The following is a 25,741-nucleotide window of genomic DNA, read 5'->3' as shown; positions in this document are numbered from 1 at the left end:
GGGGTGGACGCAGCGCGATAGTTATGACAGCATAAGAAATGCTTCATGTTTGACGTAACGCAGTGAGCGGCCGGCAGCCCCCAAGCGCCCCGCCCCGCGCTCACCCACGGAGAGGAACCCATGACATTTGCCCAGCACGCACGACCCCCACACGACACACGCACGCGATCTCGCACTGTCGGGACAACCGCGAAGGCACGCTGGGGCCTGCTTGCCGCACTTGCCCTGGTGGGCGGACAAGCCGCCGTGCCCGCCGCGTTTCCTAGTGCTCTTCCTACAGCCTCCGCGCAGACGGACCTGACCTGGGGAGACTGCCCGAAGGCATCCTTCACCGCGCCGGGAACCGTCTGCACCGAGGTGCAGGTTCCGAAGGACTACAGCAACCCTGCAGGCGAGAAGATCACCCTGACCGTCAGCAAAATCCCCGCCCGCGGTGAGAAGCGCGGCGTGATCGCCGGAAATCCGGGAGGCCCCGGCGGTGACGCACTCGGCATGTTCACCAGCGGCGAGAAGGACGACATCGAGATCCCCCGCGTCACGATGCCCGAGAAGATCCGCGAACACTACGACCAGATCGCCGTGCAACCGCGCGGACTCTCCCACGCAGAGCCGTTGACCTGCGGCGCAACGGAGTTCCCCATCCCGGCTGAGCTGTTCGTGGGCGGCATCGCTCACGAACTGTGCGAGACCCTGCAGCCAGGGCTGGTGGACTCCATCACCACCGAAAACACCGCGCGGGACCTCAACGAAGTCCGCACGCAGCTGGGCGAGGATCGCCTGAACCTCTACGGCGTGTCCTACGGTGGTGTGCTCATGTCCACCTACGCCACCCTGTTCCCGCAGCACACCGACCACATCCTGTTGGATTCCTCCGCAAGTCCGAAGGCCCAGTGGTTCGGTTTGGGTGAGAGCCGCCAGGGCGCGCGCCGGGACACTCTGATGGCCATGTTCCAGTGGATCGCGGATCGTGACGACCAGTACGGACTGGGCACCACACCGCTGCAGGTGTACCAGAGCTGGGCTCAGCGCGTGAACGAAGAAACCGGGGTACCCGCGCAGCTCACGCCACCGCCAGCGCAGGTGGGTGACCTGCCCGCCGGCTTGCAGCAGCACGCCGGCGTGGTCCTGCCCGTGGTGAACGACGCCATCCCACCCATCTGGCGCCTCTACTCCGGCTGGTCCACCCTCACCCGCCTAGCGCCAGGAGCCAGCAACCAGTCGCCGCTGTTCGCGGCCACCCTGCAGAACGGACTGTATGACGAATCCAGCTGGGGAGACCTGGCCGAGTACGTCCGCGACGGCAAGCCCCACGACAACAGTGAGAAGCTACTGGAGAACATCGTCGAAGACGACGAAGCGCTGCTGGACTTCATCGAGTCCCAGGTGACCCTCAACACCGTCATGCAGTCAGTCTTCTGCAACGAAAACACCACGCCACCGGCACGTGAACGCTTGCTGCCGCACATCGTGGATAGCCTCACGGGAGGCGATGCCCTCAAGCAGGTCGACGAAGGGATCGCCACCGGAGCGGTCTGCATGGGATGGCCGCTCCCGAAGGCTCCCGTGAAGGTCAGCGGCCAGGCTCTCCAGACCAAGCCGCTGCTGATGGTCTTCGACAAGGACAGCGCCACCACCGCCCAGGCCACCACCGATATGCAGGAAGCCATGGGTGGAGAGATCATCACCCTGGAGGGCTACAGCCACGGCGTGATGGCTCACGCCAGCGATAAGGTGGCCGACAAGGTGAACGCCTACTTCGGGCTCTAAGCCTTCCCCTAAGCCTGCGGTTGCGGCTTCGGTTTCGTCTGCGGCGCCCGGACCGTCAGCGCAGCAATGGCGGTGGCTAGGGGCACCGCCATGACCAGGGCTATCGCGCCCGTGGCTGACCGGAGGATCTCCGTGGCCATCACATCACTGGTGAGAATCTGCTCCAGGGGACGGCTGGAGGTGCTGAGCAACAGCAGCATGGGCAACGCTACACCCGTGTAGCTCAGCACCAGCGTGTACACCATGGACGCGATATGGTCCCGGCCCACCCGCATTGCAGACTGGAACAAGTCCCACGGCGACCAGTGCGGGTTGGCCTCGTGAAGCTCCGTGACCGTGGATGACTGGGCAATCGTCACGTCGTTCAGCACACCGAGCGCGCCGATAATCATCCCGGCGAGCATCAGACCCTGGATATCGATACCCGGCAGGTACAGCAAGATATTGAGGTTGTTCTCATCCCCCAGCCCACGGATGCCCGCGGAGTGAACCGCCAGCGCGGACAGCCCCACCGCAATGCCCAACGCCAACAGCGTGCCGCCCAACGCGCTGGCCGTTTTCCAGCTGGCCCCATGAACCAGGAACAGCACCAGGAACAGCACGCTCGCGCCGCACACCAACGCCACCGTGACGGGGGAGCCACCATGGGTGAGGCTGGGGATCAGGTACACCACGATCATGAGCAGCGTGAGCGCCAAACCCACGATCGAGCGGGCTCCGCGCCACGCGCCGATCAGCACAATCAACGCCACCGTGGCTGCCAGCCACCACCACATCGTGGAGGAACGCTGGAAATCCTGGAAGGCATAGAGCGGCGCATCCGTCGGCGCCACCTCCGGGGAAACCTGACCTGAGTGCGTCAAGAGGATCGAGTCTCCCTGCTGCAGGTCCGGGCTACCGGGGAGATCCGGGTGCACCTCCAGCACGGTGCGCTGACCGGCATGATCCCCCGACGTGATGTCCACCAGCGCATGCGTACAGTCCTTCGGAGCGAAGCGATCCTCTGGCGGGGCGGTGCTGAAGACCGTGCCGATGGCAGGGGAGTTGCACTGACCCGGCTGGAGGGCGAACACCGTGCCCTTCGCGAGCTCACCGGTGAGGCTGGTGTTCGTCTCGAACGCCTCCGAGGTGTCCACGGGATCCGAGGACGGCCACGTGAGCAGCAAACCCAGGGCCGAGGCACAGGCCACAAGAATAAGGAATGCGCCCAGCACGAGCCGCGGCAGCGACAGGGTGGACTGCGCAGAGCGTGCGGAGTGCGCGGAGTGTCTAGCCATGAGCTAACCCTATGTCACAGGCCATACAATTCACAGCCCATACAATGCTGAAAAAGTGCCCCACCGGGATAACCCAGTGGGGCACTGTGTCAGCAAGCTATAAAGCAGCGCTTTACGCGTTCAGCTTGTCGCGAGCGCTCAGAGCAGCTGCAACCAGCACCTTCAGGGAGCTGGTGGTCTCTTCCCAACCGCGGGTCTTCAGACCACAGTCAGGGTTGATCCACAGCAGGGATGGGTCCACGGAGTCCAGAGCGTCGGACACCAGGGTGTCGACCTCTTCCTGGGAAGGAACACGTGGGGAGTGGATGTCCCACACGCCTGGGCCCACGCCCAACTCGTAGCCCTCGTCCTTCAGAGCCTTCAGCACCTGCATGCCGTTGCGGGCAGCCTCGATGCTGGTGACGTCTGCGTTCAAGTCGGAGACCGTGTCGATCAGCTCGTTGAACTCGGAGTAGCACATGTGGGTGTGGATCTGGATCTCGTTGGCAGCGCCAGAAGTTGCCAGGCGGAAGGATCCCACGGCCCACTTCAGGTACTCAGGCTGGTCCTCCTTGCGCAGTGGCAGCAGCTCGCGGATGGCGGGCTCGTCCACCTGGATGATCTGGGCACCGGCGGCAACCAGGTCGTCGATCTCGTCGCGCAGAGCCAGGGCCACCTGGTCTGCGGTCACGCCCAATGGCTGGTCGTCGCGGACGAAGGACCAGGCAAGCATGGTGACCGGTCCGGTCAGCATGCCCTTGACTGGCTTGTCGGTCAGGTCGGCAGCAACCTTGTACCAGTCCACGGTCATCGGGTTCGGACGGGAGACGTCACCGTAGATGATAGGTGGACGCACGCAACGGGAACCGTAGGACTGAACCCATGCGAACTCGGTGGACAGGTAGCCCTCCAGCTGCTCGGAGAAGTACTGCACCATGTCGTTGCGCTCTGGCTCGCCGTGGACCAGCACGTCGAGTCCCAGCTCCTCCTGGCGGCGGATTACGTCAGCAACCTCGTCGCGCATGGCCTGGGTGTAGGCGGCGTCGTCGATCTCACCCTTGCGGTGCTTTGCACGTGCAGCGCGGATCTCGGAGGTCTGAGGGAAGGAACCGATGGTGGTGGTCGGAAGAGGAGGCAGGTTCAGGGACTTCTGCTGAGCCTCGCGGCGAACCTTGAGGTCGTCGCGGGTGCGGTCGGCGTCGGTGATGGCGTCCTGGCGAGCGCGAACCTCAGAGTTGTGGGTCAGGTCGGAGCTGTCGCGGTCCGCCTTGGCGGCACGTGCAGCCTCAACGGCAGCCTTGTCCTCGTCGGTCTCCTCGCCACGCAGCAGGCGGGAAAGGACGGCAACTTCCTGGATCTTCTCGTAGCCGAAGGCCAGCCAGTCGCGGACAACCAGGTCGCCCTCGCGCTCCAGGGAGTAAGGAACGTGCAGAAGGGAGCAGCTGGTGGACACGGCAACTGGGCCCCGCTCCTTCAGAGCCTTCAGGGTCTCCAGGGCTGCGTCCAGGTCGGTGCGCCACACGTTGCGGCCGTCAACCACGCCGGCAACCAGCAGCTCGTCGCCGGTCCATGCAGGCAGCTCGGTGCCGCCGTAGACCAGGTCCACACCGAATGCGGACACGCCGGAGCCACTGAGCAGCTCGATGGCCTGGTTTCCGTCGCCGAAGTAGGTCTGAACCAGCAGCTTCAGGCCCTTGTCCTGGGCGATGCCGGCCAGCTTCTCGTAGCCTGCACGTACGCGGTCCAGCACAGCCTTGTCGATGGCGGTGACCAGGGAAGGCTCGTCGAACTGCACCCAGGTCACGCCACGGTCGGCGATGCGAGGCAGGAGTCGAGCGTAAGCGTCGAACACCTCTTCCAAGTGATCCAGGGCGTCGGACTCATCGGTGGTGCGGGACAGGGACAGGTAGGTCAGGGCGCCAATCAGGACGGGGCGCACGGACTCGCCTGCGCGGGTGACCTGGTCGCGCAGATCCTCCAGCCATGCCTGGTCCTCCAGCTGGATACGGGTCGACGCCGACAGCTCTGGAACCAGGTAGTGGTAGTTCGTGTCGAACCACTTCGTCATGGCGGATGCTGGCTGCGTCTTGGTGCCGCGAGCCGCTGCGAAGTAGCGGTCGATGAACGGAGGCAGGCCGTCGTTGGCGTGGTCCTCGATGTCCAGCACGCGCTCCGGGAGGGTGCCCAGCAGGGCGGAGGTGTCCAGGATTGCGTCGTAGTAGGAACGGCCAGCGTAGGGGGCGGCCTCGACGCCGGCGTTCAGGACGGTGTCCGTGTAATCGTTGGTCAGGCGGGTGGCGGTGGAGGCCAGCGCGCGACCGGTGGAGGAATCGCGCCAGTAGGTTTCTAGCGCCTTCTTGAGTTCGCGATCAGGTCCGATGCGTGGGACCCCGGCAATTGTTGAATGGAAAGTCATCACTTAATCCTTATATCTGCTGATCGCGCCCAGTCCAGGGCTCCAGTAGGGCGACCATGGTGCATGTAACAGTGTGCGGTTAACATTGTGCTGCAAGGTGCGTGGGATCGAACAAAAGCGATCCGCGGTTACTTGCGTGCCATCAAGCCTGCACTAGACCGCTCTGTCTGTCAAATGGGAAAAGTAGTGCCCTGCTCGCGTATGGGGGTAAAAGCTGCCGATGAGGGGCGATGAGGGTTGCAGCCGCGGAACTTGCACGAAGTGCTCATCGTGGGTCACGATAGAGGCGTTCGCGACCACCCCGGAGGTGACATTACGGGGTATAAGAAGTACTAAAGGGGAAGAACCAACACCCATGAGCGCATTGTCACGCAAAGATCTCTCCACTGCTCCCATGCCCGCCTGGGCGAAGGCAGTGCTGGCCCTGGCTGTCCTGTGTGTGGTCGCCACGTGGTCTTACCTTGTCATCACCCAGCCTACGGATTCTCAGTGGGAATCCCTGGCGGACTCGCATAGCTCCACCATCGCCCTGGTGGGATTCTTGGTCCCCGCGATTTTGGCGCTGATCGTGATTGTGCCCCGCCTGCCCGTGCGCACCTTAGGGCTTCTGCCCGTGGCGCTGGCGCTCAACATTATTCTGGGCCAGGTCATTGGCACGATGGGCCTGCCCGTGCCTCTCTACCTGGACTCCATCGGTACCGTGCTGGTGGGAAGCCTGGCGGGCCCTGCCGCGGGCATGACCACGGGTATCCTGTCCTCCCTGATCTGGGGCACGTTCAACCCCACGGTGGTTCCCTTCGCCGCGGCGTACGCCTTCGTGGGTATCGCGGCGGGCCTGCTGCGCAAGCTCTTCCTGTCCGCGTGGTGGAAGGTGGCTCTGGTGTCCCTGGTGGTGGGCTTCATTACTGCGTTGCTGTCCGCGCCCGTCGCCTCCTTCATCTTCGGTGGCACCGCGGGCACCGGCACCGGCCTGCTGGTGAGCTTCTACCGCTCCCTCGGCTTCGACACCATCACCGCCGTCTTCCTCCAATCCTGGACCTCCGACCCGATCGATAAGTTGATCGTCTTCACCATCGTGTGGCTGGTGATTCGCGCGTTGCCGCAGCGTGCGCGCCGTACCTTCGCACCCGAGGCGAAGGAAGGGGCGGGCGCTGCGGCGAACGCAGAGGCGCCAGCGACCGCACCGCGTCCATGAATCCTTTAACGCCGCTGACCTTCGCGGCCTGCGCCGTGGCCGTCACCCTGATCGCCGATTCCGTCTGGGTGTCCGCGGGAATGTTGACGTTGGCGGCGTGCCTTGCCCTTTTTTATCCGACGCCCAGCCGCCGTCCCTTCCTGGTCTCCCTCGGAATGGGCGGCCCCGCGTTCATCGGCTTTTTGCTGATGTATGCCCCGTTTGGGCAGAACAGCGGCTGGTTCATCTTCACCACGGATGGAACACGCATCGCGTTAGAACTCGGCTTGAAGTTCATGACCGCGGCGGCGGTGGGGCTCACCATCGGAAGCTTTGTGCACCTCGACCAGCTGATGCGTGTGCTGCAGACCCGGCTCCCGGCGCGCCTGGTGTACGTGTTGGGCTCGACCTTTCGCCTGTATCCCATGGCCCGGGCGCGCCTGGAGACCATCAAGCAGGTGCAGATCACCCGCGGCGTGGATGTGACCGGGATCCGCGGCACGATGCTGTTGATCCTCCCGCTGATTGTGGGGCTGGTGGACGACGCGGCGCAGCGCGCCCGCCCCTTGCAGCGCGCCGGCTTTGGCGAGGCTGGGCCGCGCACCGTCTTGCGCCCGGTGGGGGATAGGCCCGCCGAGCGCGTGCTGCGGCTAGCGGCCGTGGCTGGGGTGGTGGCCGTGGGGGTGTGCGCCGGCGTCGGGATTATATAGGTAACGGCACTGTAGGGGCTACTGGGTAGCATGAGGGATTATGGCGAAGAAGAAGGCGAACAAGAAAAACTCCCGGAATAAGGCGGCGGTGAAGGAAGCGCAACGCCAACGGGAGGAGGCCAAGCGGCAGGCGATGCTGGATCGGGAGATGGCCGATCGCAAGCAATCGATGCTGCAAGACCTCTTCCTGGCCGTGGTGCTGTTCGTGGTCTTCATCATGCGGGAGCGCACCTTCGATATGCTGGGCCAGCTGCTGGGCCTGGTGATGAGCTGGCTCGTCGGGCTGATTGTGGTGGACCTGTTCTACCTGGCTCGGCGTAAGCCGCGGCCGGTGGACTGGAAGAAGAGGATCCTGCCCGCGGCCGGGATCGGGGTGGTGGTCTTCGTTCTCGCCTTCGTGATCCCGGCGCGGATGCTGGGACTGTAGCTTGTACGCGAGCACAACAGACAACCACACAACGGGGAAGAGCACATGCCCATCACAACCTATATCTGGGGAGAGAGCGGATCCGGCCTATCCGAACGCGCCTGGGACATCGCCGAGCGCACCGGCGCGGCGTGGGTTGGTAACAATGCCCAGTCCCACATCAGCATGATGCGCTCCACCGTCCGCGACGAGCTGGCGGTGGCGATGGAGCAGCGCGGCGTGCCTGTGCCAACGATGGAAGAAGCCGTGGATGCAGAACTCGTGCAGTGGGGCTTGACCGAGCAGGCCGACCAAGACCCCATGTCCCTGTCCACCGGCCAGACCCGGCGCGTCGCCATCGCCCAGGCACTGCTGGCCGGACCCACCGCGCTGGTCCTGGACTGCCCCTGCGACGGCCTGGACACGGACGCGGTCACCCTGCTGCGCGACGTGCTGATGGACTTCCCCGGCGAGGTCATCGTGGTGGACCGCGTGCGCAACGCCCTGGCGGACAGCGCCCAGCACGTCGAGCACATCACCGGCGCGCACGAACCGCCGCCCCGGATCGACGAACTCGTGACGTCGTCTCTACGCGTCGATGACAAACCGACGCCCAACCTCGCAACCCCACAGGCTGCCTTTACCGCCACGGAGCTCGTGATTGAGAGAGGCCACAGCACCATCGGACCCGTGAGTGTTACAGCCCCAGCCGGAGCCATCACTCATGTGGCAGGCCCCAACGGCTGCGGAAAAACCACCCTCTTCCTGGCAGGGCTGGGGCTCGTACCGAAAAAACAGCTCGTGCACGGAACACTCGAGTGCGCCGGACGCATCGGCTGGTGCCCCACGGACATGGACTCTGCCGTCACACGCAAGAGCGTGCGCGAAGAACTAGAGCTGGGCAGCAGCACGGAGCTCGCCCGCGCAGCCATGGACTTCGCTCAGCTCAACGACGTTGCCGAGGTGCACCCCCTGGATCTGCCCTCGGCACGGCGCCGGATCGTCCTCGTGGCGGCGGCGATGGTACGCGCGCCGGGCGTCGTATTTCTCGATGAACCCACGGTGGGCCTGGATGCACCGGGCGCGGCCGCATTGGCCGACCTCATGAGACGGTATGTGGCAGGCGAGTATCACGCGAGCATCGGGCGCGACGGGGAGACGCCCGCGATCGTGTGGAGCTGCCACGACCCCCACTACGCCGCCGCGGTGAGCGACTACAGCGTGCAGATCGCGTTGACGCGCTAGCGTGCAAATCGCGCCGGGGCGCTAGCCCGTGATCTCCACCTGGTCGCCCTTCACCGCGACCGACTTCGCGCCGGACATGCCCACACGGGACGGGCCGGAGAGAACCTCGCCGGTGGTGATGTCGAACTCAGAGCCATGCTTTGCGCAGATCGCGACCTTCTTGCCCTCGAACTCGCCCAACTTATTGATATCGCCCTGGGCATGAGGGCACACGCGCGAAAACGCCACGAACTGGCCCTCCGTGGGCTGGGAGACAATCCACCGATCCATGATGTACGCGCCACCGACCGGAATCTCCGCGGCAGCAACCTGGGCAACCTCATCAGAGGATCCACACGCGGCAAGAAGCGCCCCGGCAGCCGTGGTCGCAGTGACAACAGCCGCGCCCTTCAGGAAAGAACGGCGCGAACACGAAAACTGGGCATCCTGAGCAGCAGAAGACATGACCCCACACTAAGTCCATGACAAGGGAAAATAAAGGAAGGTAAGCCACAGTTACCCAGTGGGCGCTGCGTACATATAGCTGCGCCGCCGAGCGTAGCCTTGTGCAAAACAGCTCTTAAGTTTCTAGGATGGACAGTTATGGATACACCGAGTGCACTAGGCACCCCACGGACCAACAACGCCACCACCGTGCTTCTCCTCGGGGGAGGCGACATGGCGCGCGAAGTCACCTACGCGCTGCAGAGACTGGCCGTGGAAGTGCACGCCGCAGGACGCGAAGAAAGCGAACCCGCGTTGCGCGTCGCCGACAGTGCCTACATCGTTGACCTTCACGACGATGACGCCGTGCTCGACCTCATCCGGCACGTCAACCCCGACCTCGTGGTGCCCACCCTAGAACTCAAGTGCGACACCGCGCTGTTTACCGTCGAAGAAGAGAAAATCGCCAAGGTGGTGCCGAACGCCCAGGCCGTGAAGCTCGGAGCCCGGCGCGACGGATACCGCACCATGGCCCACAAAGAACTGGGACTGCCCAACGGCACCTACGCCCTGGCAAGCTCCGAAGAGGACCTGCAGGCCGTCGCCGACCTCATCGGCTTCCCCTGCGTGGTGAAACCCATCCTCACCAACAACAACTCCGGCCACGGACAAACCACCTGCGACAGCCCCGACGACCTCGCCGCAGCCTGGGACTCCGCCATCAGCGTCATGAAGGGAAACGCCCACGAAGTGATGGTGGAGCAATACATACCCTTCGACTACGAAATCACCATCCTCGCAGCCCGCAGCGTGGACCCCGTCACCGGAAACCTCGCCACATGGTTCTGCGAACCCATCGCACACCGGCAAGAAAACGGCTGGCTCATCGAATCCTGGCAGCCCGTGAACATGCCCTCCGAAGCGCTGGACAACGCCCGCTCCGTCGCCGCGCGCATCGCCAATAAAATCGGCGGTCGGGGACTGTTCGCCGTAGAGCTCTTCGTTAAAGGCACCGACGTGTACTTCTCCGCCGTGACACCACGGCCGCACGACTCAGGCTTCGTGACCCTGCGCTCCCAACGCTTCTCCCAATTCGACCTCTATGCCAGGGCAATCCTCGGGCTGCCCCTGGACACCACGCTCATCTCCCCGGCGGCGTGCAGCATCCTGTACGGCGTGGAACCAGAAAGCGACAACTACAGCCTCAGCTACGACGGAGTGCCAGGGGCGCTGTCCATCCCCGAAGCCGATCTTCAGATTTTTGGCTATGCAAAGACGAAAGTTGGGCGTCGGATGGGAATGGGATTGGCGACCGCTGACACGGCCGAAGAGGCGCGGGTACGGGCACGATCCATCGTGGAAGCAATCAGCATTACGCAGACGACCGACGGGGCGAGTGAGGGGTAACGGCGGGTTCGGGCACGGGGCGAGTGAGGGGTAACGGTGGGCGTCGTGGGTTTAAATACGGGTTGAGAACGGGTTTAGAATTTGGCCCCAGCCGGTACTAATGTGGAGGCCATGGGCCACACTGCAACTGATCTGAACGAATCCCGAATTCTGCTGTACTACTGCTTCACGCCGATCGACGACCCGACCGCGGTGATGCTGTGGCAGCGCGCCCTGTGCGAGCAGCTTGAGCTGAAAGGGCGCATCATCGTCTCCAAGCACGGCATCAACGGCACCGTGGGCGGCACCCTGGCCAGCTGCAAGCAGTACGTGCGCCGCACCCGCGAGTTTCCCGGTTTCAAAGACATGGAGTTTAAGTGGTCCCAGGGCGGGGCGGAGGACTTCCCGCGTCTGTCCGTGAAGGCACGCGAGGAGATCGTGTCCTTTGGTGCGCCCGACGAGCTGAAGGTCGGCCCGGAGGGCGTGATCGGCGGCGGCGTGCACCTCAAGCCCGAAGAGGTGAACAAGCTTGTGGAAGAACGTGGCGATGACGTGGTGTTTTTCGATGGGCGCAACGCCATGGAAGCGGAAATCGGCCGCTTCAAAAACGCCATCGTCCCCGACGTTCAGACCACCCACGACTTCATCGCCGAGCTGGAAAGCGGCAAGTACGACCACCTGAAGGACAAACCTATCGTGTCCTATTGCACCGGCGGAATCCGCTGCGAGGTGCTGAGCGCGCTCATGAAGAATCGCGGTTTTGATGAGGTGTATCAGATCGACGGCGGCATCGTGCGCTATGGCGAAAAGTACGGCGACAAGGGCCTGTGGGAAGGCTCCCTGTACGTCTTCGATCGGCGCATGCACATGGAGTTTTCCGAGGATGCGCGCGTGTTGGGGACCTGCCGCGAATGCGGGACCGGGACCAACGACTTCCACAATTGTGTGAACGAGGAATGCCGCAAGCAGACCTTGCTGTGTGAGGACTGCGCCGCGAACCCTGCGACGAGGCACTGCGGCAGCGAGGAATGCGCCGCCATTGGGGAACGTGCGGTGGCTGCGGCGCAGTGACCCTGTTCTGATTTTTCATATTCGACGCCCAGCGTTGTAATCGAACGCCCTATCTTATTTTCTATCGCTGACCTGCGGTGGAGGTGGATGGGGCGTTCTTTTTTGTGGTTGGGGGTTGCGGGATTGGAGTGTGTGTTCTATTATGGATGAAAAGAAAGGGTTGGGGATACAACGATGGTGCGTGGGCACCATGAAAAGGGGGGTGATGAGACATGACATCGGGTATAGATGACGGGGGCACGCTGCTAATGCAGCGGATTCGGCTACCGCAGATCATCGGCGAGCTCGAAACATTAGCCAACGAGCTTGCAGAGTGCCAGGCCGACGCGTGGGATCGCGAGGATGCAGCTCAACTGTATGCGGACTTGGAACGCTGCAGGAAGAAGATGGGGCTGGCCGATGTGGCATTCATCAATGGAAATGAGGCGAACCTGCCGGATACGAGGACGAAGCGCCGGAACGCGATGGTGAAGGACTTCGGGCTCAATAGCGCAGAAGCGATGCAGCGTGTCGTTGCGGCAGAACGCTTGGACAACAGGCCGATCCGCCCGGATAGCGACGAGCCGCGCCGCAAGTTCATGCCAGCGCTGCGTGAAGCAGTGCGAGACGGGGCGGCCCATTGCGGAGCTGTGGCGGATGTAGGCATTGCCATCGAGAAGTCGCCGCGGGCAGTGCATGATCTGCTCACGAAGATTTCCGATGAGCCGCTTGCGCAGGCCATCCGTTCCTCCGGACCAGCGGTCACGAAGGGGATTGCCACCCGCCTGAAGCAGCTGCTGCACGCACACGGCATGGAGGCGGATTACAACGAGAAGGACACGCAGCGTAAGCGAGGGCTGACGCTGAGCGACGCCGGCGCGGACGGCCTGTCGACCCTCAAGGGGACTATCACCCCGCGGTGTGCCGCGGTACTGCGAAAGCTGTGGGCAGATTACGCGAAAGCGGGAGACCTGTGCGATGCGCAAGGCTCTGACGGAGCGGAATTGACCTCCGATCAGCGAGCCAAGCAGGATCGTAGGAACCCTAGCCAACGCAGGCACGATGCTTTAGAAGCCGCGTTGTTTGGTGGGTTCTCCCGTGAAGAACAGCACGAGTTCCTGAAGGAGCTGCAGCTCAGTGGACTGCTGTCCGACGGTGAACTGTCCGGAGGACAGTGGTCTGGTGATCAGCTGTCTGGTGGCGAGTTGCCTAGTGGTGAACAGAGCGGTGCGGGTAAGCCCGAAGAAGGCGAAGAGGCTCCGTCGCCGGAACTGAAGCCGCGGCGTATGAATCCCGCCCGAGGGGCCACCACGATCGTGGCAACCATGACCTTGGATCAGCTCCTCAGCCGGACCGGCATGGGGATGACGGACACTGGAACACTCATGCCCGTGAATCAGCTGATTGAGGCCGCCCTAGCGCAGGATGTGTACCTGCAGGTCCTGGATCTCAACGCCAGAACCTTGTGGCTGGGGCGGAGCAGCAGGCTAGGAAGCCTCGACCAGTACCTAGCCCTCTTCGGAGAGGAGGGTGGATCGACCGCGCCGGGGTCGGATACCCCAGCAGCCTGGTGCCACATTCACCACATACAAGGATGGGAATACGGAGGAACCACCGACATCGACAACCTCACCCTTGTCGATCCCCGGAATCATGCTCACGTGGATGATGCACGGCGCAACCCCGGACGCTGGTGGACCTATGTGGGGGATGCGACTGGGCCAGACAAAGTGGTGTGGATCCCTCCTCAGAGTGAGGATCCGGAACGAACCCCAGTGACCAACGATAACCCCAGTGTGTGGGGAAACCACGGGCCACTGCTGCGGAGAGAAGCCCGTCGAGATGAGGCTGATGCGTGAAAGGGGGTGAAGGTGTGTGAAGATATGTGAAGGTGTGTAGGAAAGGGGGGTAGGGAGGTAGGCCATATGCTGGGGAAATAGAAGATTTCTTATTTCTGCGCACAAACGACAGTAGGAGTACTAATGTGTGGTGCATGATCGCACCGACGAACGAACAAGCACAGGATGTACAGGGCATGCAGGACGCACAGGATGTACAGGACGCACCGAAGGTCCACTACACAGGTCGCGCGCTTTTGAGCATGCCGGCTCAACAAGTATTTGCGCTGTTGAAACTTCGCGTAGAAGTTTTTGTGAACGAGCAACGGGCACCATTCGCTGAGATTGATGACACTGATGCTTACCCCGGAACACACCACATCATGGCTTACGTGCACCCAGGCAGCGGGCATGATTGTCCCTTTGGGGTAGCGGATCCCGGTTCGCCGTTAAGGCTTGTGGGAACCGCGCGCGTCTTCGGGCCGCCCGAAGAGCAGCACATTGGGCGCATGTGCGTGGCTGAGGATATGCGAGGCTATGGCATTGCACATGGGCTCCTCAAGGAGGCTCTGGAAGTGTGCACGGCTCGCGCTGCCGCTTTGGACCCGAACACGCACAATGCGGTGGTGAAGATAGAAGCGCAGATCCGCTTGCAGGGTTTCTACGAATCCTATGGATTCGAGCCCGTGGGTGAGGTCTTCGAGGAAGAAGGCATTAAGCACATCGAGATGCACAAGAAGCTCTAGAGCTCGAGGCTGAGAGTGCCTGCCGCTTACCGAGGCGCCAACCCGAGTAACAACTACTATCAACCCAGCACAACAACCATAAGCAAAACCCTAGCCCTGAGAATTTCTCTCACGGCTAGGGTTTCCTACCTAACGGGTCCTTATCGGCTGACTAGGAGTTGTTCGAGTGCTTGAGCATCTCGTCCCATTCGCGAACCTTTTTGCGCTCGCGACCTTCGGCCTCGCCCAAAGCACGCTCGTGCTTGTCCAGTGCGTACCAGCCTTCCCAGGTGGTGTACTCCAGGCCCTTGGATTTGAGGAACTCGTTGACGTCTTCCTCGGCAGGGTGGGCTGGGTCGAATCCGATGCCAGCTTCGGAGTCCTCCAGGAGGTTGGCTACGGCTTCGTTGGCGTCGCCCTTGGTGTTACCGATAAGGCCGACGGGACCGCGGCGGATCCAGCCGGTGGCGTACACGCCAGGGAGACGCTCGCGGAGCTCGGCTTCTGGGTCGGCGGAGCCAGGAACGCCCGCGATGCCGTCTGCGGTGGGTCCTTCAGTCAGGACGCGTCCGCCCACATTGGGGAGAACGTTTTCTTTGTCATCCCAGGGGAGGTTGGCCTGCTGGTCGGACTTGTAGCCCACGGCGCGGTACACGGCGCCGACGGGCCATTCGGTGAGCTTGCCGGTGCCGCGGACGGATCCGTTGCCGGTGAGTTCGGTGCGCTCGGTGACGAACGCGACGACCTTGCCGTTGTCGTCGGTCTTCACTTCGACGGGAGATTCGAAGAAGTGGAGGTACAGCTTGTGTGGTGCGCCCTTGGGGTCGGCGATGGCGTACTGCTCCAGGAGGGTGCAGACCATGTCCTGGATTTTGGAGCTGCGGCGTGCTTCTTCGGAGCCGGCGTCGTATTGGATGTCTTCGGGGTCGACTACTACCTCGATGGTGTCGGAGTGGTTGAGCTCCTTGAGTTCCAGCGGGGTGAACTTGGCCTGTGCTGGTCCGCGACGGCCGAACACGTGGACTTCCTTGGCCTTGTTGTCTTTGAGGGAGTCGTAGACGTTGTCGGGGATTTCGGTGACGAGCAGTTCGTCGCCGGTCTTGGCGAGGACACGTGCGACGTCGAGGCCTACGTTACCCACTCCCACTACGGCGACGGAGTCTGCGTCGAGGGTCCAGGACTCTTCGAAGTGTGGGTTGGCGTCGTAGAACCCAACGAATTCGCCGGCGCCGATGGTGTGTTCGCCGCCAGGGATGTCGAGGTCGCGGTCGTCGGTGGCTCCGGTGGCGTAGATGACGGAGTCGTAATAGTTCTTCAGTTCGTCCAGGGTGACGTCTTCGCCGACGTTGATGTTTCCGAAGAGGCGGATCTCTGGCTTGTCGAGAACTTTGTGAAGGGACTTGATGATGCCCTTGATGCGTGGGTGGTCTGGGGCCACGCCGTAGCGGATGAGTCCGAAGGGGGCTGGCATGCGTTCGAAGATGTCGATGCTGACGTCGGTGTTGGACTTGGTCAGTGCGTCAGAGGCGTAGATACCAGCTGGTCCGGATCCGATGACGGCTACGCGCAGTGGGCGATGTTCAGGCATGTGTTTCGACGTTCCTTGGGTTTTGAGGGGGTTCTAGAGGGTTCTAGAGCGGTTCTAGAAGGGTTCTATAGGGTTATTACCGCATGGTGTGAACTACAGCGACAACTCTAGACAGATTGGTCTATAAAAATCAACTGTGTTGTTGAATTTATGAACAGATCGGTCTACTGTACTTGTCATTACTATGCTTAGACAGCTTGGTCTATACGAAAAGGATGCATTGACATGACGGACTCTCCAGCGCCTGCACGTCCCGCGAAGAAGGCGCGCCCAGCCCGTAAGCCCCGTCCACAGGGTCAGTGGAAAGTCGACGGAACTGAGCCCCTCAACGACGACGAACGCATCAAACAGGAGGCCCCCGGCCTGTCTGTGATGCAGCGCATCCGCGACGTGTACTCCAAGGAAGGCTTTGATTCCATTCCGGCCGCTGACCTCGCCCCACGGTTCAAGTGGGTGGGCATGTACACCCAGCGCAAGCAGGGCTTGAATGGCGAGAAGACCTCCACTCTGACCAACGCTGAGCTGCAGGATAACTTCTTCATGATGCGCATCCGCCTGGATGGCGGCCAGGTGTCCACGGAGCAGCTGCGTACCATTGGTCGCATCTCGGAGAACTACGCTCGCAACACCGCCGACTTCACGGACCGCCAGAACGTGCAGCTCCACTGGGTTCGCATCGAGGACGTTCCCACCATCTGGGATGAGCTGGAGAACGTCGGCCTGAACACCCGTTTCGGCTGTGGTGACGTGCCGCGCGTGATCCTCGGTTCGCCCGTTGCAGGGATCGCCAAGGATGAGATTATCGACGCCACCCCGGCGATCAAGAAGATCAAGGAAGAGTCCCTCCTGAAGGAGGAGTTCCACAACCTTCCCCGTAAGTTTAAAACGGCCATTTCCGGTAATGGTCGCCAGGACGTGACCCATGAGATGCAGGATGTTGCGTTCATCGGTTCTGTCCACCCAGAGCACGGCCCGGGCTTCGACGTGTGGGTCGGTGGCGGCTTGTCCACCAACCCGATGCTGGCGAAGCGTTTGGGCGTGTGGTGCCCGCTGGAGGAGGTCCAGGAGGTCTGGGAAGGTGTTGTCAAGATCTTCCGTGATTATGGTTACCGCAAGGTGCGCAACCGTGCTCGCCTGAAGTTCCTGGTGGCTGACTGGGGTATTGAGAAGTTCCGCCAGGTGTTGGAGGAGGAGTACCTGGGACGCACCTTGATCGATGGTGATGCTCCGGAGGAGTGGCCTGGTTACCGTGATCATGTGGGTATTCATGAGCAGCAGGATGGGAAGGTCTACCTGGGTGTGAAGCCTACCGTGGGCCACACGGATGGCCAGCAGCTGCAGCGTTTGGCGGATACCGCGGAGCGCTATGGCGTGTCCCGTATCCGCACTACGGCGGATAAGGAATTGCTCTTCCTGGATCTGTCCCGTGAGGATGCCGAGAAGTTGGCCAAGGAACTGGAGGAGACCGAGGAGCACTTGAGTGCTCAGCCGTCCGCGTTCCGCCGGGACATTATTTCCTGCACGGGCTTGGAGTACTGCAAGCTGGCTCACGTGGTCACGAAGCAGCGCGCGATTGCATTGGTGGATGAGCTGGAGGAGCGCCTGGGCGATCTGGATGTGCCGCTGAAGATTTCCTTGAATGGCTGTCCGAACTCGTGCGCCCGCACGCAGTTGTCCGATATTGGTTTCTCGGGCAAGATCCTCACGACGGATGAGGGCGAGCGCGTGGAGGGATTCCAGGTTCATCTGGGTGGATCTGTGGGTCTGCGCCCTGATTTCGGTAAGAAGGTTCGCGGCAACCAGGTCTTTTCTAAGGATTTGGGTGATTATGTGGTCCGTATTGTGGAGAATTTCAAGGCTGGTCGCGAAGAGGGCGAGCAGTTCCGCGATTGGGTTCTGCGTGCGGATGACGAGCTGCTTGTCTAACTGATTTAGCTGAGGGAGTGTGCCATGTCAGTTCCTGATGAGGATTTTTTGCCGTCTGTGAATGAAGCGATTGGCGGGCGCACGGGGCATCCGAATGCTCGCCGGGCGACGGTGAATAATTGCCCGTATTGCATGTCTGAGAATCTTTTTCCGGATATGGAGACGGATAATGCGTGGCAGTGTCGCGAGTGTTTGCGGGTCTTTTCGGTGAAGTTTCACGGTCACCTGAACCTCGTCTGAGTGCTGGGTGAATGATTGTGCCTCCTGTGTTCTCGCGTCGGCGTAGCAGGCCTGCCCGGACGTTTATTGTTACCCCGCGCCCTGTGCCCGACGCCGCCGCGCCGCGGTGGTTGGCGCGTGTTGCTTTTTCTCAACGTCCGTGGAGCATCATCGCGTCGTTGTGCGTGTTGATGGGTTTTTTGGCGAATGCCACGGTGCCGATTCTTGTGGGTCGGGCGATTGATCAGGCGGTGGCGACCGGTAGTGCGGCGGCGTTGGCGACGTGGATTCCGGCGTTGCTGGGTGTGTTTGCGCTGAATGCGGTGGTGATGTTCTGTGGTCGTTTTTTCATGGAGCGTTCCGCGCTGAATTTGAATCATCAGTTGCGTATGGCGGTGACGGATCGCATTAATGATCCGCGTGGGATGAAGGGGGAGCGTTCGGCGGGGGCGTTGTTGTCGATTGCGAGTACGGATACTGCGCGTGTGTCTGAGATCGTGATGTTGACGGTGTTCCCGGTCGCGGAGATTGGCTCGTTGTTGTACACGAGTGTGATGATCGTGTGGATTTATCCGCCACTGGGTGTGGCGGTGTTGCTGGCGGGGCCGGTTATTGTGGCGATTTCTTTGCGGGCGGCGCGTCCGTTGCGGTCGCGTTCGGGGGTGCGTCAGCGGGCGTTGGCGCGGGCGGCGGCGACGGCGACGGATGTGGTGCAGGGGTTGCGTGTGGTGAAGGGCCTGGGGGCGGTGATGACGGTGCGGCGTCGGTATGGGGTGGTCTCGGATGAGGCTTATGATGCGACGGTGCGGACGAATGCCGCTGAGGCGGGGTTGAATGCCACGACGGAGTTCACGGGGGCATTGTATGTGGCTGTGGTGGGGATGTTCGCTGGTTGGCTGGGTGTTCAGGGCGTGGTGACTATCGGTGAGTTGATTACGGTGGTGGGGCTGACGCAGTTCATCATTACACCGATGACGATGCTGGGAAAGAACTTTTCGTCGAGGATTGCGGTGTCGGGGGCGTCGGCGGAGCGTGTGGTGGAGGTGCTGACGTCGGAGCCGGAGTTTGATGATCCGATGGAGGTGTCCAAAGCGCGCGCGGTGGTGGATAGTCTGCCGACGGGGCTGCTGGTGGTCCCGCCCACTGAGGCGCACGTGTGGCTGGAGCGCGTGGGTGCGTTGCCAAAGTCGATGGCGATTGTGGCTCCGCATGAGGCGGATCTGTTCGACGGGACGGTGGGGGATAACGTCCATCCGGATCCTGCGGTGGCGGAGGCGGCGTTGGATGCGGCGAGCTGTGGAGATATCCCCGGCGGGGCATCGAAGCGTGTGGGTGAGGGCGGTTCGATGTTGTCGGGTGGTCAGCGTCAGCGTGTGGCGTTGGCGCGCGCGGTGGCGGCTGATCCGGAGGTGTTGGTGTTGCAGGATCCTACGTCGGCGGTGGATTCGATGACGGAGGCCCGCATTGTGGAGGGGGTGCGTGCGGCACGTAGAGGGAAGACCACGGTGGTGGTGACTCAGGCGTGGTCGTGGATGGCGGCGGGTGACACAGCGCAGCAGAGTGACACAGCGCAGCCGAGACACACACGCGGTGAGGAGTCCGGCCGATGAGCACAGCGTTCCCTCTCGCCACGTGGGGGCAGACGCGCCGGGAGGTGTCCCGCCACGCTGCCCGGATCCCTGGTGCGCGGTGGAAGACAGCGCTGGCGGTGGCGTTGCTATGTCTGGGGGCGTGGTGCACGGTGATGATGCCGCAGCTGCTGGGGCAGGTGGTGGATGTGGTGCGGGGCGTCCATACTTCCAGCGCTGGTGATACAGCCTCCAGCGCCACAGCACACACAGCCTCCGAAGCCTCACGCGACCTCCTGATCGTGGCCCTCAAGATGCTGGGCGTGGCGTTGTGCGGCGGCGTGGCCCAAGGCGCCGGCTTTTATGTGCTGTCCGTGATGTGCGAGCGCGTGATCGCGGACTTGCGCACCACGATGGTGGGCACCGCCTTAGGGTTGCCGCTGCATCAGGTGGAGGACGCGGGCACGGGTGAGCTCGTGAGTCGGTCGACGGATGACGTGGCGCAGGTGTCGGCGTCGGTATCGGAAACGCTACCTATTTTAGCGACGAGCGTGTTCACGATCGGTGCGACGTCGGTGGCTTTGCTGACCCTGGATCCCCGCCTGCTGCTGGTGGCGGTGGTGACGGTGCCGATCTATGTGTGGGCGGCGCGAAATTATCTGCGGGTCGCGCCGGGGCGTTATGCGCGGGAGCGGGCGTGGATGGCTACGCGTGCGCGGTGGGTTCTGGAGGCGATTCATGGTCGGCGGACGGTGCGGGAGTTCCGCCTGGAGTCGGTGATGCATGGGCGCATTGAGCGGGCGTCGGAGGCGGTGGTGACGACGGGCGTGCGTGCGCGGATGAGCATGATGGTCTTGCAGATCTGGATGACGGTGTGCGAGTTCGTGTTGGTCGCCGGCGTGCTGGCCATTGGTTTTGTGTTGGTGCGGTGGGATGTGGTCACGGTGGGGGCGGTGACGGCGGCGGCGCTGATGATGATTCGTATTCGTGGGCCGATTATGCAGTTGATGCGAGTGTTGGACACGGTGCAGTCGGGCTATGCGTCCTTGGCTCGGATTGTGGGGGTGGTGATTGATCCGCCTGCTCCGGTGCCGGGTGGTGCTGCGCCGGAGCGGCGTGGCCGCGTGGAACTGGATGGGGTGAGCTTTGCGTATGGCGGCCAGGATGCCGCCCAGGATCACGCGGCCGCCAGCGCCGGTGTGAAGGACATTTCCTTCGTGATCGAGCCGGGGCAGATGGTTGCCGTGGTGGGTGCCTCGGGTGCGGGGAAGTCCACGGTGGCGTCCCTGCTGGTGGGCTTGCGCGTGCCGGACGTTGGCCGTGTGCTGGTGGATGGCGTTGCTGTGTCTTCTTTATCCGACGCCGAGCGCGCGTCCCGCGTGGCCATGGTCAGCCAGGAGGTGCACACGTTTTCGGGTTCGCTGCGCGAGGATCTGTCGATTGCGCGGGAGCAGGCGAGTGATGAGGAGATGCTGCGCGCGTTGGAGCAGGTGGGGGCTGCCCGCTGGGTGGGTGAGTTGGCTCAGGGTTTGGATACGCAGGTGGGGGCGATGGGGATTCGTTTGGATCCGGTGCAGTCGCAGCAGGTGGCGTTGGCGCGTGTGTTGTTGATGGATCCGACGGTGGTGGTGATGGATGAGGCCACGGCGGAGGCGGGGTCGGCTGCGGCGGGGGAGTTGGAGCTGGCTGCGGAGCGTGTGGTTGAGGGGCGTAGTGCGTTGGTGGTGGCGCATCGTTTGGATCAGGCGATGCGGGCTGACGTGGTGATGGTGATGGATGAGGGGCGGGTTGTGGAGTCGGGTAGCCATGAGGAGTTGTTGGCTGCCGGTGGGCGCTATAGCCGCTTGTGGGCGGCCTGGTCGGCTCATGTGCCGGACGATCAGACCAGGTAAAAATAGACCAGGCAGTCTATAGGTTTTGTGTGCCTCTACCTGGTCTTATTGGCTGTGTGAGGCTCGAAGTTGGGTGGTTTCTTGCCGAAGTGAACAGATTGGTCTACGCTTTGAGTCAGGTTTTCTAGACAGATCAGTCTAAATTGCAGAAAGATCGACGAGAGGTACTCATGAGCTTCCTAGCTCCGGTGGGTCTTCTGGGCGGTAACGCGGATGACTACCGCGACCCGAATATCAGCCCGGAGGGTGAACCCACCACCACTACTCCGCTGAGTGATGAGCAGCGTGCCGCGCACGAAGAGCTCGTTGCACAGTGGAATGACCAGCTCGAAGGGGCAACGGCAGAAGAGGTGATCGAGTGGGCTGAGCAGCACGTCACGGGGCGTATTGCTGTCACGATGTCCATGCAGGACACCATCCTGGCGGAGCTCACGGAGGGGCGTTTGCACAACGCGGAGTTGGTGTTCTTGGACACCGGCTACCACTTTGAGGAGACGATCCAGACCCGCGACGAGGTGGTCGAGCGCTACACTCTGCCGCTGACGAACGTGACGCCAACGCTCACGAAGGACGAGCAGGATTCGATCTACGGCAAGGACCTCTACCGCCGCAACAATACGGCGTGTTGCCGCATGCGCAAGGTCGAACCTCTCGCACGGATGCTGAACCCTTTTGAGGCATGGGTGACGGGTGTGCGCCGCGTGGATAATGAGCTGCGCGCCAACACTCCGGTGTTGGAGGTGGACCGCACGGGTCGCCTGAAGATCAACCCGATCGTGGCCTGGTCCGATGAGGAAGTAGAAAACTTTATCGACGATCACGACTTGATCATCAACCCACTGACCAAGCAGGGCTACCCATCTATTGGATGCGCCACCTGCACCCTTCCAGTTGCGCCCGGTGAGGATCCTCGCTCCGGTCGTTGGGCTGGAACTAACAAGACGGAATGCGGACTACACACATGACAACTTCTGTTCAACCAGTTCACTCGGACAACGATTCCCGCAACTCCCGGGAGCTGTCCCCGCACCTGGCTAGCCTGGAGGCGGAGTCCATCGAGATCCTGCGCGAGGTCGCAGGCCAGTTCGACCGCCCGGCGCTGCTGTTCTCCGGTGGTAAGGACTCCGTGGTGGTGCTGGAGCTCGCCAAGCGTGCCTTCCACCCTGCCCCGGTTCCGTTCGAGTTGGTGCACGTGGACACGGGCCACAACTTCCCTGAGGTCATTGAGTTCCGCGACAAGATCGCGTCCGACCCGAAGGTGACCCTGCACGTCGCGAAGGTCCAGGATTGGATCGATTCCGGCGCGATCCAGGAGCGCCCCGATGGCACCCGCAACCCGCTGCAGACCGTGCCGCTGGTGGAGACCATTCAGAATCGTGGATACGACGCCGTCCTGGGCGGTGCTCGCCGTGACGAGGAGAAGGCCCGCGCCAAGGAACGTGTGTTCTCCGTGCGTGATTCTTTCGGTGGCTGGAACCCTCGCCGTCAGCGCCCCGAGCTGTGGGGCCTGTACAACGGCCGTCACCAGGCCGGGGAGAACATCCGTGTCTTCCCGATCTCTAACTGGACCGAGGCGGACATCTGGGATTACATCCGTGACCGCGAGGTAGAAATCCCGGAGATTTACTACTCTCACCAGCGCGAGGTCTTCGAGCGCGGTGGCATGTGGCTCGCCCCGGGCGAGTGGGGTGGCCCGAAGGAGGGCGAGGAGATCGTCACGAAGACGGTGCGTTACCGCACGGTGGGTGACATGTCCTGCACGGGTGCCGTGCTGTCGGATGCCTCCACGATCGAGCAGGTGATCGACGAGATCCGCACCTCCACCACCACTGAGCGCGGCGCGACGCGTGCTGACGACAAACTCTCTGAGTCCTCCATGGAGGACCGCAAGAAGGAAGGCTACTTCTGATGACTGCCGATGTTGCAACCGCCTCTGCTGTGACGGAGGCAGAACACTCCGCGCAGGCGCTGCCCACGCTGCGCCTGTGCACCGCGGGTTCCGTGGATGACGGTAAGTCCACCTTCGTGGGCCGCCTTCTGCACGATACGAAGTCCATTCTGGCGGACCAGTACGAGTCCGTCGTGCGCGTGTCCACTGCCAAGGGCCTGGAGAACCCGGACCTGTCGCTTCTGGTGGATGGTCTGCGCGCGGAGCGCGAGCAGGGCATCACCATCGATGTGGCCTACCGCTACTTCGCGACGGACAAGCGCAGCTTCATCCTGGCGGATACCCCGGGCCACGTGCAGTACACCCGCAACACGGTCACCGGCCTGTCCACCTCTGAGCTGGCGATCATCCTGGTGGATGCCCGCAACGGTGTGCTGGAGCAAACCCGACGCCACCTGACCGTTGCTGCGATGATGAAGATTTCGCACGTCATCGTTGCCGTCAACAAAATCGACGCCGTGGACTTCTCCGAGCAGGTGTTCAACGACGTGAAGGCCGATATTGACGCGCTGGTCTCCGAGCTTGCTCTGAACAAGGTGGACATCATCCCCACCTCCGCGCTGCTGGGAGACAACGTGGTGGAGCGTTCGCAGAACACCCCGTGGTACTCCGGGCCGTCGGTGTTGGAGATCCTGGAGACTGCCACGCCGGGCGTCGAAAATAAGGACACGGTGCGCGGCCTGCGTTTCCCCATTCAGATCGTCATTCGTGACCACGCCACGGACTACCGCGGTTACGCCGGACGTGTGGCAGCCGGTGCGGTGTCCGTGGGGGACACGGTGCTGGCGGCCGGTCACAAGGCCGTGATCGAGGGCATCGACGGTCCGGAGGGGGAGCAGTCCACGGCCACGCGCGGCGAGTCCGTGACTCTTCGCCTGGACCGGGAGATTGACCTGTCCCGCGGCGACCTGATCGCGGCGGAGGATGTTCCGGAGCCGGTCAACAACTTCTCCGCGACGGTGTTCCACCTGGCCGAAACGCCGCTGAAGGTGCGTGGCAACGTCTTCGTCCGCTACGGCTCTGCGCTGGTGCGCGGTCGCGTGGACGAGATCGTGTCCCGCCTGGACATCTCCGGCAAGAACCGTCCTCAGGATGAGATCGCGCACGGCGATGCGGATTCCCTGGCTCTCAACGACATCGCCACGGTGAAGATCACCACGGCTGAGCCGTTGTCCATCGAGCCGTACCGCCGCGGCGGTCACGTGGGTTCGTTGCTGCTGATCCACCCGTCGACGGGCGACACCCTGACCGCCGGGCTGATCGACGAGCAGGCCACTGCTGAGGCAGAGGACGACGGCTGGGATTTCTAGGGGCGGTCGAGCCTTGTGAGGCTTGAGAACCTTGTGAGCCTCGTGAGCCTTGAGAGAAACGTTGACAGACACCAGATAACCACGGATAACCATCATGAACAGTGCACCCATCATCATCCTCGCCCACGGGTCCCGGCACCCGCAGGCGGATGACGTGATTGACACCCTTGCGTGCGCCGTGGCGGAGCAAGGGGATCGCGAGGTGCGCGCGGCTCACTTGGATTTCTCGCAGGATACGTTGACCTCTGTGGCAGCCGATCTTGCCGAGGCGGGCCACACCCGGGCTGTGGTGGTGCCGCTGCTGTTCACGCGCGCGTTCCACATGCGTCACGATGTGCCTCAGGCGCTGGAGGACGCGCAGACCGCGACGGGGCTGGACCTGGTGCTAGCCGATGGGCTCGGCACGGAGGACGACGTGGCTGAGGTGGTTGCGCGCTTCGCGATGGCCTCGGCCACCCGGGCCAACGGCGGTAACGCGCCGCATGTTGGCCGGCTTGCCCTGTACTCCGTGGGCTCCTCGGTCCGTGGAGCCAACGATACTGTTGCCGACTTCACCACCGTGGTGGGTCGCAAGCTGTCCGGCATGTGTGCTCGCGCCGGCGGCTCCCGCACGCCTGTGCAGGCCCGGTCCTTCGTGGCCACCGGCCCGCAGGCCATCGAGCACGAGTTTCATTCCTTTATCGACGAACACACCATCGTTCAACCGCTTTTCGTTGCCCCAGGCACCCTGTGGGATAAGCAGCGTTGCCGAATGCCGCAGCGCGGCTGGCATTCCTCTCACTTGGGTGTGGCTCTGGCGCCGCTGGTTCTGACCCGCGCGGACGCCGCCACCATGCCTTCCTAGCTCGGTCACCACACCCAGACCATCTGAGCTTCCTTATCCCCTTTTATCCA

Annotated in this window: 21 protein-coding genes; 17 read left to right on the top strand and 4 right to left on the bottom strand. The window is 62.7% G+C overall.

What is annotated here, in order from left to right:
* The first annotated feature begins 120 nt into the window (after positions 1-120).
* A complete protein-coding gene (locus tag GC425_RS08320; RefSeq protein WP_151844666.1) occupies positions 121-1,767 on the top strand; it encodes an alpha/beta fold hydrolase in 1,647 nt (548 codons plus the stop codon).
* A gap of 8 nt (positions 1,768-1,775) precedes the next feature.
* Here the strand turns inward: GC425_RS08320 and GC425_RS08315 are convergent, their stop codons facing one another.
* Positions 1,776-3,044, bottom strand: coding sequence for a YibE/F family protein (locus GC425_RS08315; RefSeq protein ID WP_151844665.1), 1,269 nt, complete (start codon positions 3,042-3,044; stop codon positions 1,776-1,778).
* A gap of 112 nt (positions 3,045-3,156) precedes the next feature.
* Entirely contained in the window at positions 3,157-5,439 is a 2,283-nt protein-coding gene (gene metE / locus GC425_RS08310) for a 5-methyltetrahydropteroyltriglutamate--homocysteine S-methyltransferase (RefSeq protein ID WP_151844664.1), read from the bottom strand.
* 394 nt (positions 5,440-5,833) lie between these two features.
* On the opposite strand from metE, the gene GC425_RS08305 reads away from it, so the two are divergent.
* The 4 genes from GC425_RS08305 to GC425_RS08290 are packed head-to-tail and all read left to right on the top strand — an operon-like array spanning position 5,834 to position 8,974.
* The gene (locus tag GC425_RS08305; protein ID WP_374707647.1) at positions 5,834-6,634 is read left to right on the top strand and encodes an ECF transporter S component; all 801 of its coding nucleotides are present in this window, start codon (positions 5,834-5,836) and stop codon (positions 6,632-6,634) included.
* Positions 6,631-7,323, top strand: a complete 693-nt coding sequence (locus tag GC425_RS08300; RefSeq protein ID WP_257823012.1) for an energy-coupling factor transporter transmembrane component T — start codon at positions 6,631-6,633, stop codon at positions 7,321-7,323. Before GC425_RS08305 ends, GC425_RS08300 begins: the two co-directional genes overlap by 4 nt.
* Positions 7,324-7,363: 40 nt before the next feature.
* Entirely contained in the window at positions 7,364-7,750 is a 387-nt protein-coding gene (locus GC425_RS08295; RefSeq protein ID WP_151842584.1) for a hypothetical protein, read from the top strand.
* A gap of 45 nt (positions 7,751-7,795) precedes the next feature.
* Positions 7,796-8,974, top strand: a complete 1,179-nt coding sequence (locus GC425_RS08290; protein WP_257823009.1) for an ATP-binding cassette domain-containing protein — start codon at positions 7,796-7,798, stop codon at positions 8,972-8,974.
* A 21-nt stretch (positions 8,975-8,995) separates the two neighbouring features.
* Here the strand turns inward: GC425_RS08290 and GC425_RS08285 are convergent, their stop codons facing one another.
* On the bottom strand, positions 8,996-9,418 hold the full coding sequence (locus GC425_RS08285) for a Rieske (2Fe-2S) protein (protein WP_151842582.1): 423 nt from the start codon (positions 9,416-9,418) through the stop codon (positions 8,996-8,998).
* Between the two features lie 138 nt (positions 9,419-9,556).
* On the opposite strand from GC425_RS08285, the gene purT reads away from it, so the two are divergent.
* The 4 genes from purT (at position 9,557) to GC425_RS08265 (ending at position 14,417) form a co-directional block, all read left to right on the top strand.
* Complete coding sequence (gene purT / locus GC425_RS08280; protein WP_151844660.1) at positions 9,557-10,804, top strand: formate-dependent phosphoribosylglycinamide formyltransferase; 1,248 nt, start codon at positions 9,557-9,559, stop codon at positions 10,802-10,804.
* Between the two features lie 111 nt (positions 10,805-10,915).
* A complete protein-coding gene (locus GC425_RS08275; protein WP_151842580.1) occupies positions 10,916-11,854 on the top strand; it encodes a rhodanese-related sulfurtransferase in 939 nt (312 codons plus the stop codon).
* Between the two features lie 212 nt (positions 11,855-12,066).
* Positions 12,067-13,692, top strand: a complete 1,626-nt coding sequence (locus GC425_RS08270) for an HNH endonuclease signature motif containing protein (protein WP_151844659.1) — start codon at positions 12,067-12,069, stop codon at positions 13,690-13,692.
* Between the two features lie 134 nt (positions 13,693-13,826).
* A complete protein-coding gene (locus GC425_RS08265) occupies positions 13,827-14,417 on the top strand; it encodes a GNAT family N-acetyltransferase (protein WP_370451987.1) in 591 nt (196 codons plus the stop codon).
* 151 nt (positions 14,418-14,568) lie between these two features.
* Here the strand turns inward: GC425_RS08265 and GC425_RS08260 are convergent, their stop codons facing one another.
* On the bottom strand, positions 14,569-15,984 hold the full coding sequence (locus tag GC425_RS08260; protein ID WP_151844658.1) for an FAD-dependent oxidoreductase: 1,416 nt from the start codon (positions 15,982-15,984) through the stop codon (positions 14,569-14,571).
* A gap of 225 nt (positions 15,985-16,209) precedes the next feature.
* Between GC425_RS08260 and GC425_RS08255 the strand changes: the two genes are divergently transcribed.
* From GC425_RS08255 to GC425_RS08220, 8 genes are all read left to right on the top strand, one after another.
* Positions 16,210-17,910 (top strand): nitrite/sulfite reductase, encoded by a 1,701-nt coding sequence (locus GC425_RS08255; RefSeq protein WP_151844657.1) that lies wholly within the window; start codon positions 16,210-16,212, stop codon positions 17,908-17,910.
* A 24-nt stretch (positions 17,911-17,934) separates the two neighbouring features.
* Complete coding sequence (locus GC425_RS08250; RefSeq protein WP_151844656.1) at positions 17,935-18,150, top strand: hypothetical protein; 216 nt, start codon at positions 17,935-17,937, stop codon at positions 18,148-18,150.
* A gap of 11 nt (positions 18,151-18,161) precedes the next feature.
* Positions 18,162-19,739 carry an ABC transporter ATP-binding protein gene (locus GC425_RS08245; protein WP_151844655.1) on the top strand — a complete coding sequence of 526 codons (1,578 nt, stop codon included), beginning with the start codon at positions 18,162-18,164 and terminating at the stop codon, positions 19,737-19,739.
* Positions 19,736-21,589: an ABC transporter ATP-binding protein gene (locus GC425_RS08240; protein WP_257822991.1), complete on the top strand. Its 1,854-nt coding sequence runs from the start codon at positions 19,736-19,738 to the stop codon at positions 21,587-21,589. Before GC425_RS08245 ends, GC425_RS08240 begins: the two co-directional genes overlap by 4 nt.
* A gap of 170 nt (positions 21,590-21,759) precedes the next feature.
* Entirely contained in the window at positions 21,760-22,554 is a 795-nt protein-coding gene (locus GC425_RS08235) for a phosphoadenylyl-sulfate reductase (RefSeq protein ID WP_151842573.1), read from the top strand.
* Positions 22,551-23,498: a sulfate adenylyltransferase subunit CysD gene (cysD, locus tag GC425_RS08230; RefSeq protein WP_187767931.1), complete on the top strand. Its 948-nt coding sequence runs from the start codon at positions 22,551-22,553 to the stop codon at positions 23,496-23,498. The genes GC425_RS08235 and cysD overlap by 4 nt, the downstream gene beginning before the upstream one ends.
* Positions 23,498-24,847, top strand: a complete 1,350-nt coding sequence (locus GC425_RS08225; protein WP_257822988.1) for a sulfate adenylyltransferase subunit 1 — start codon at positions 23,498-23,500, stop codon at positions 24,845-24,847. Before cysD ends, GC425_RS08225 begins: the two co-directional genes overlap by 1 nt.
* Positions 24,848-24,941: 94 nt before the next feature.
* Entirely contained in the window at positions 24,942-25,691 is a 750-nt protein-coding gene (locus GC425_RS08220) for a sirohydrochlorin chelatase (protein ID WP_231699782.1), read from the top strand.
* Positions 25,692-25,741: the final 50 nt, after the last annotated feature.

It is taken from the genome of Corynebacterium sp. zg254 (assembly GCF_024701495.1).
Lineage (GTDB): Bacteria > Actinomycetota > Actinomycetes > Mycobacteriales > Mycobacteriaceae > Corynebacterium > Corynebacterium zhongnanshanii.
The sequence above is the reverse complement of the archived record's forward strand: the minus strand, read 5'-3'. Positions and strand labels throughout refer to the sequence as shown.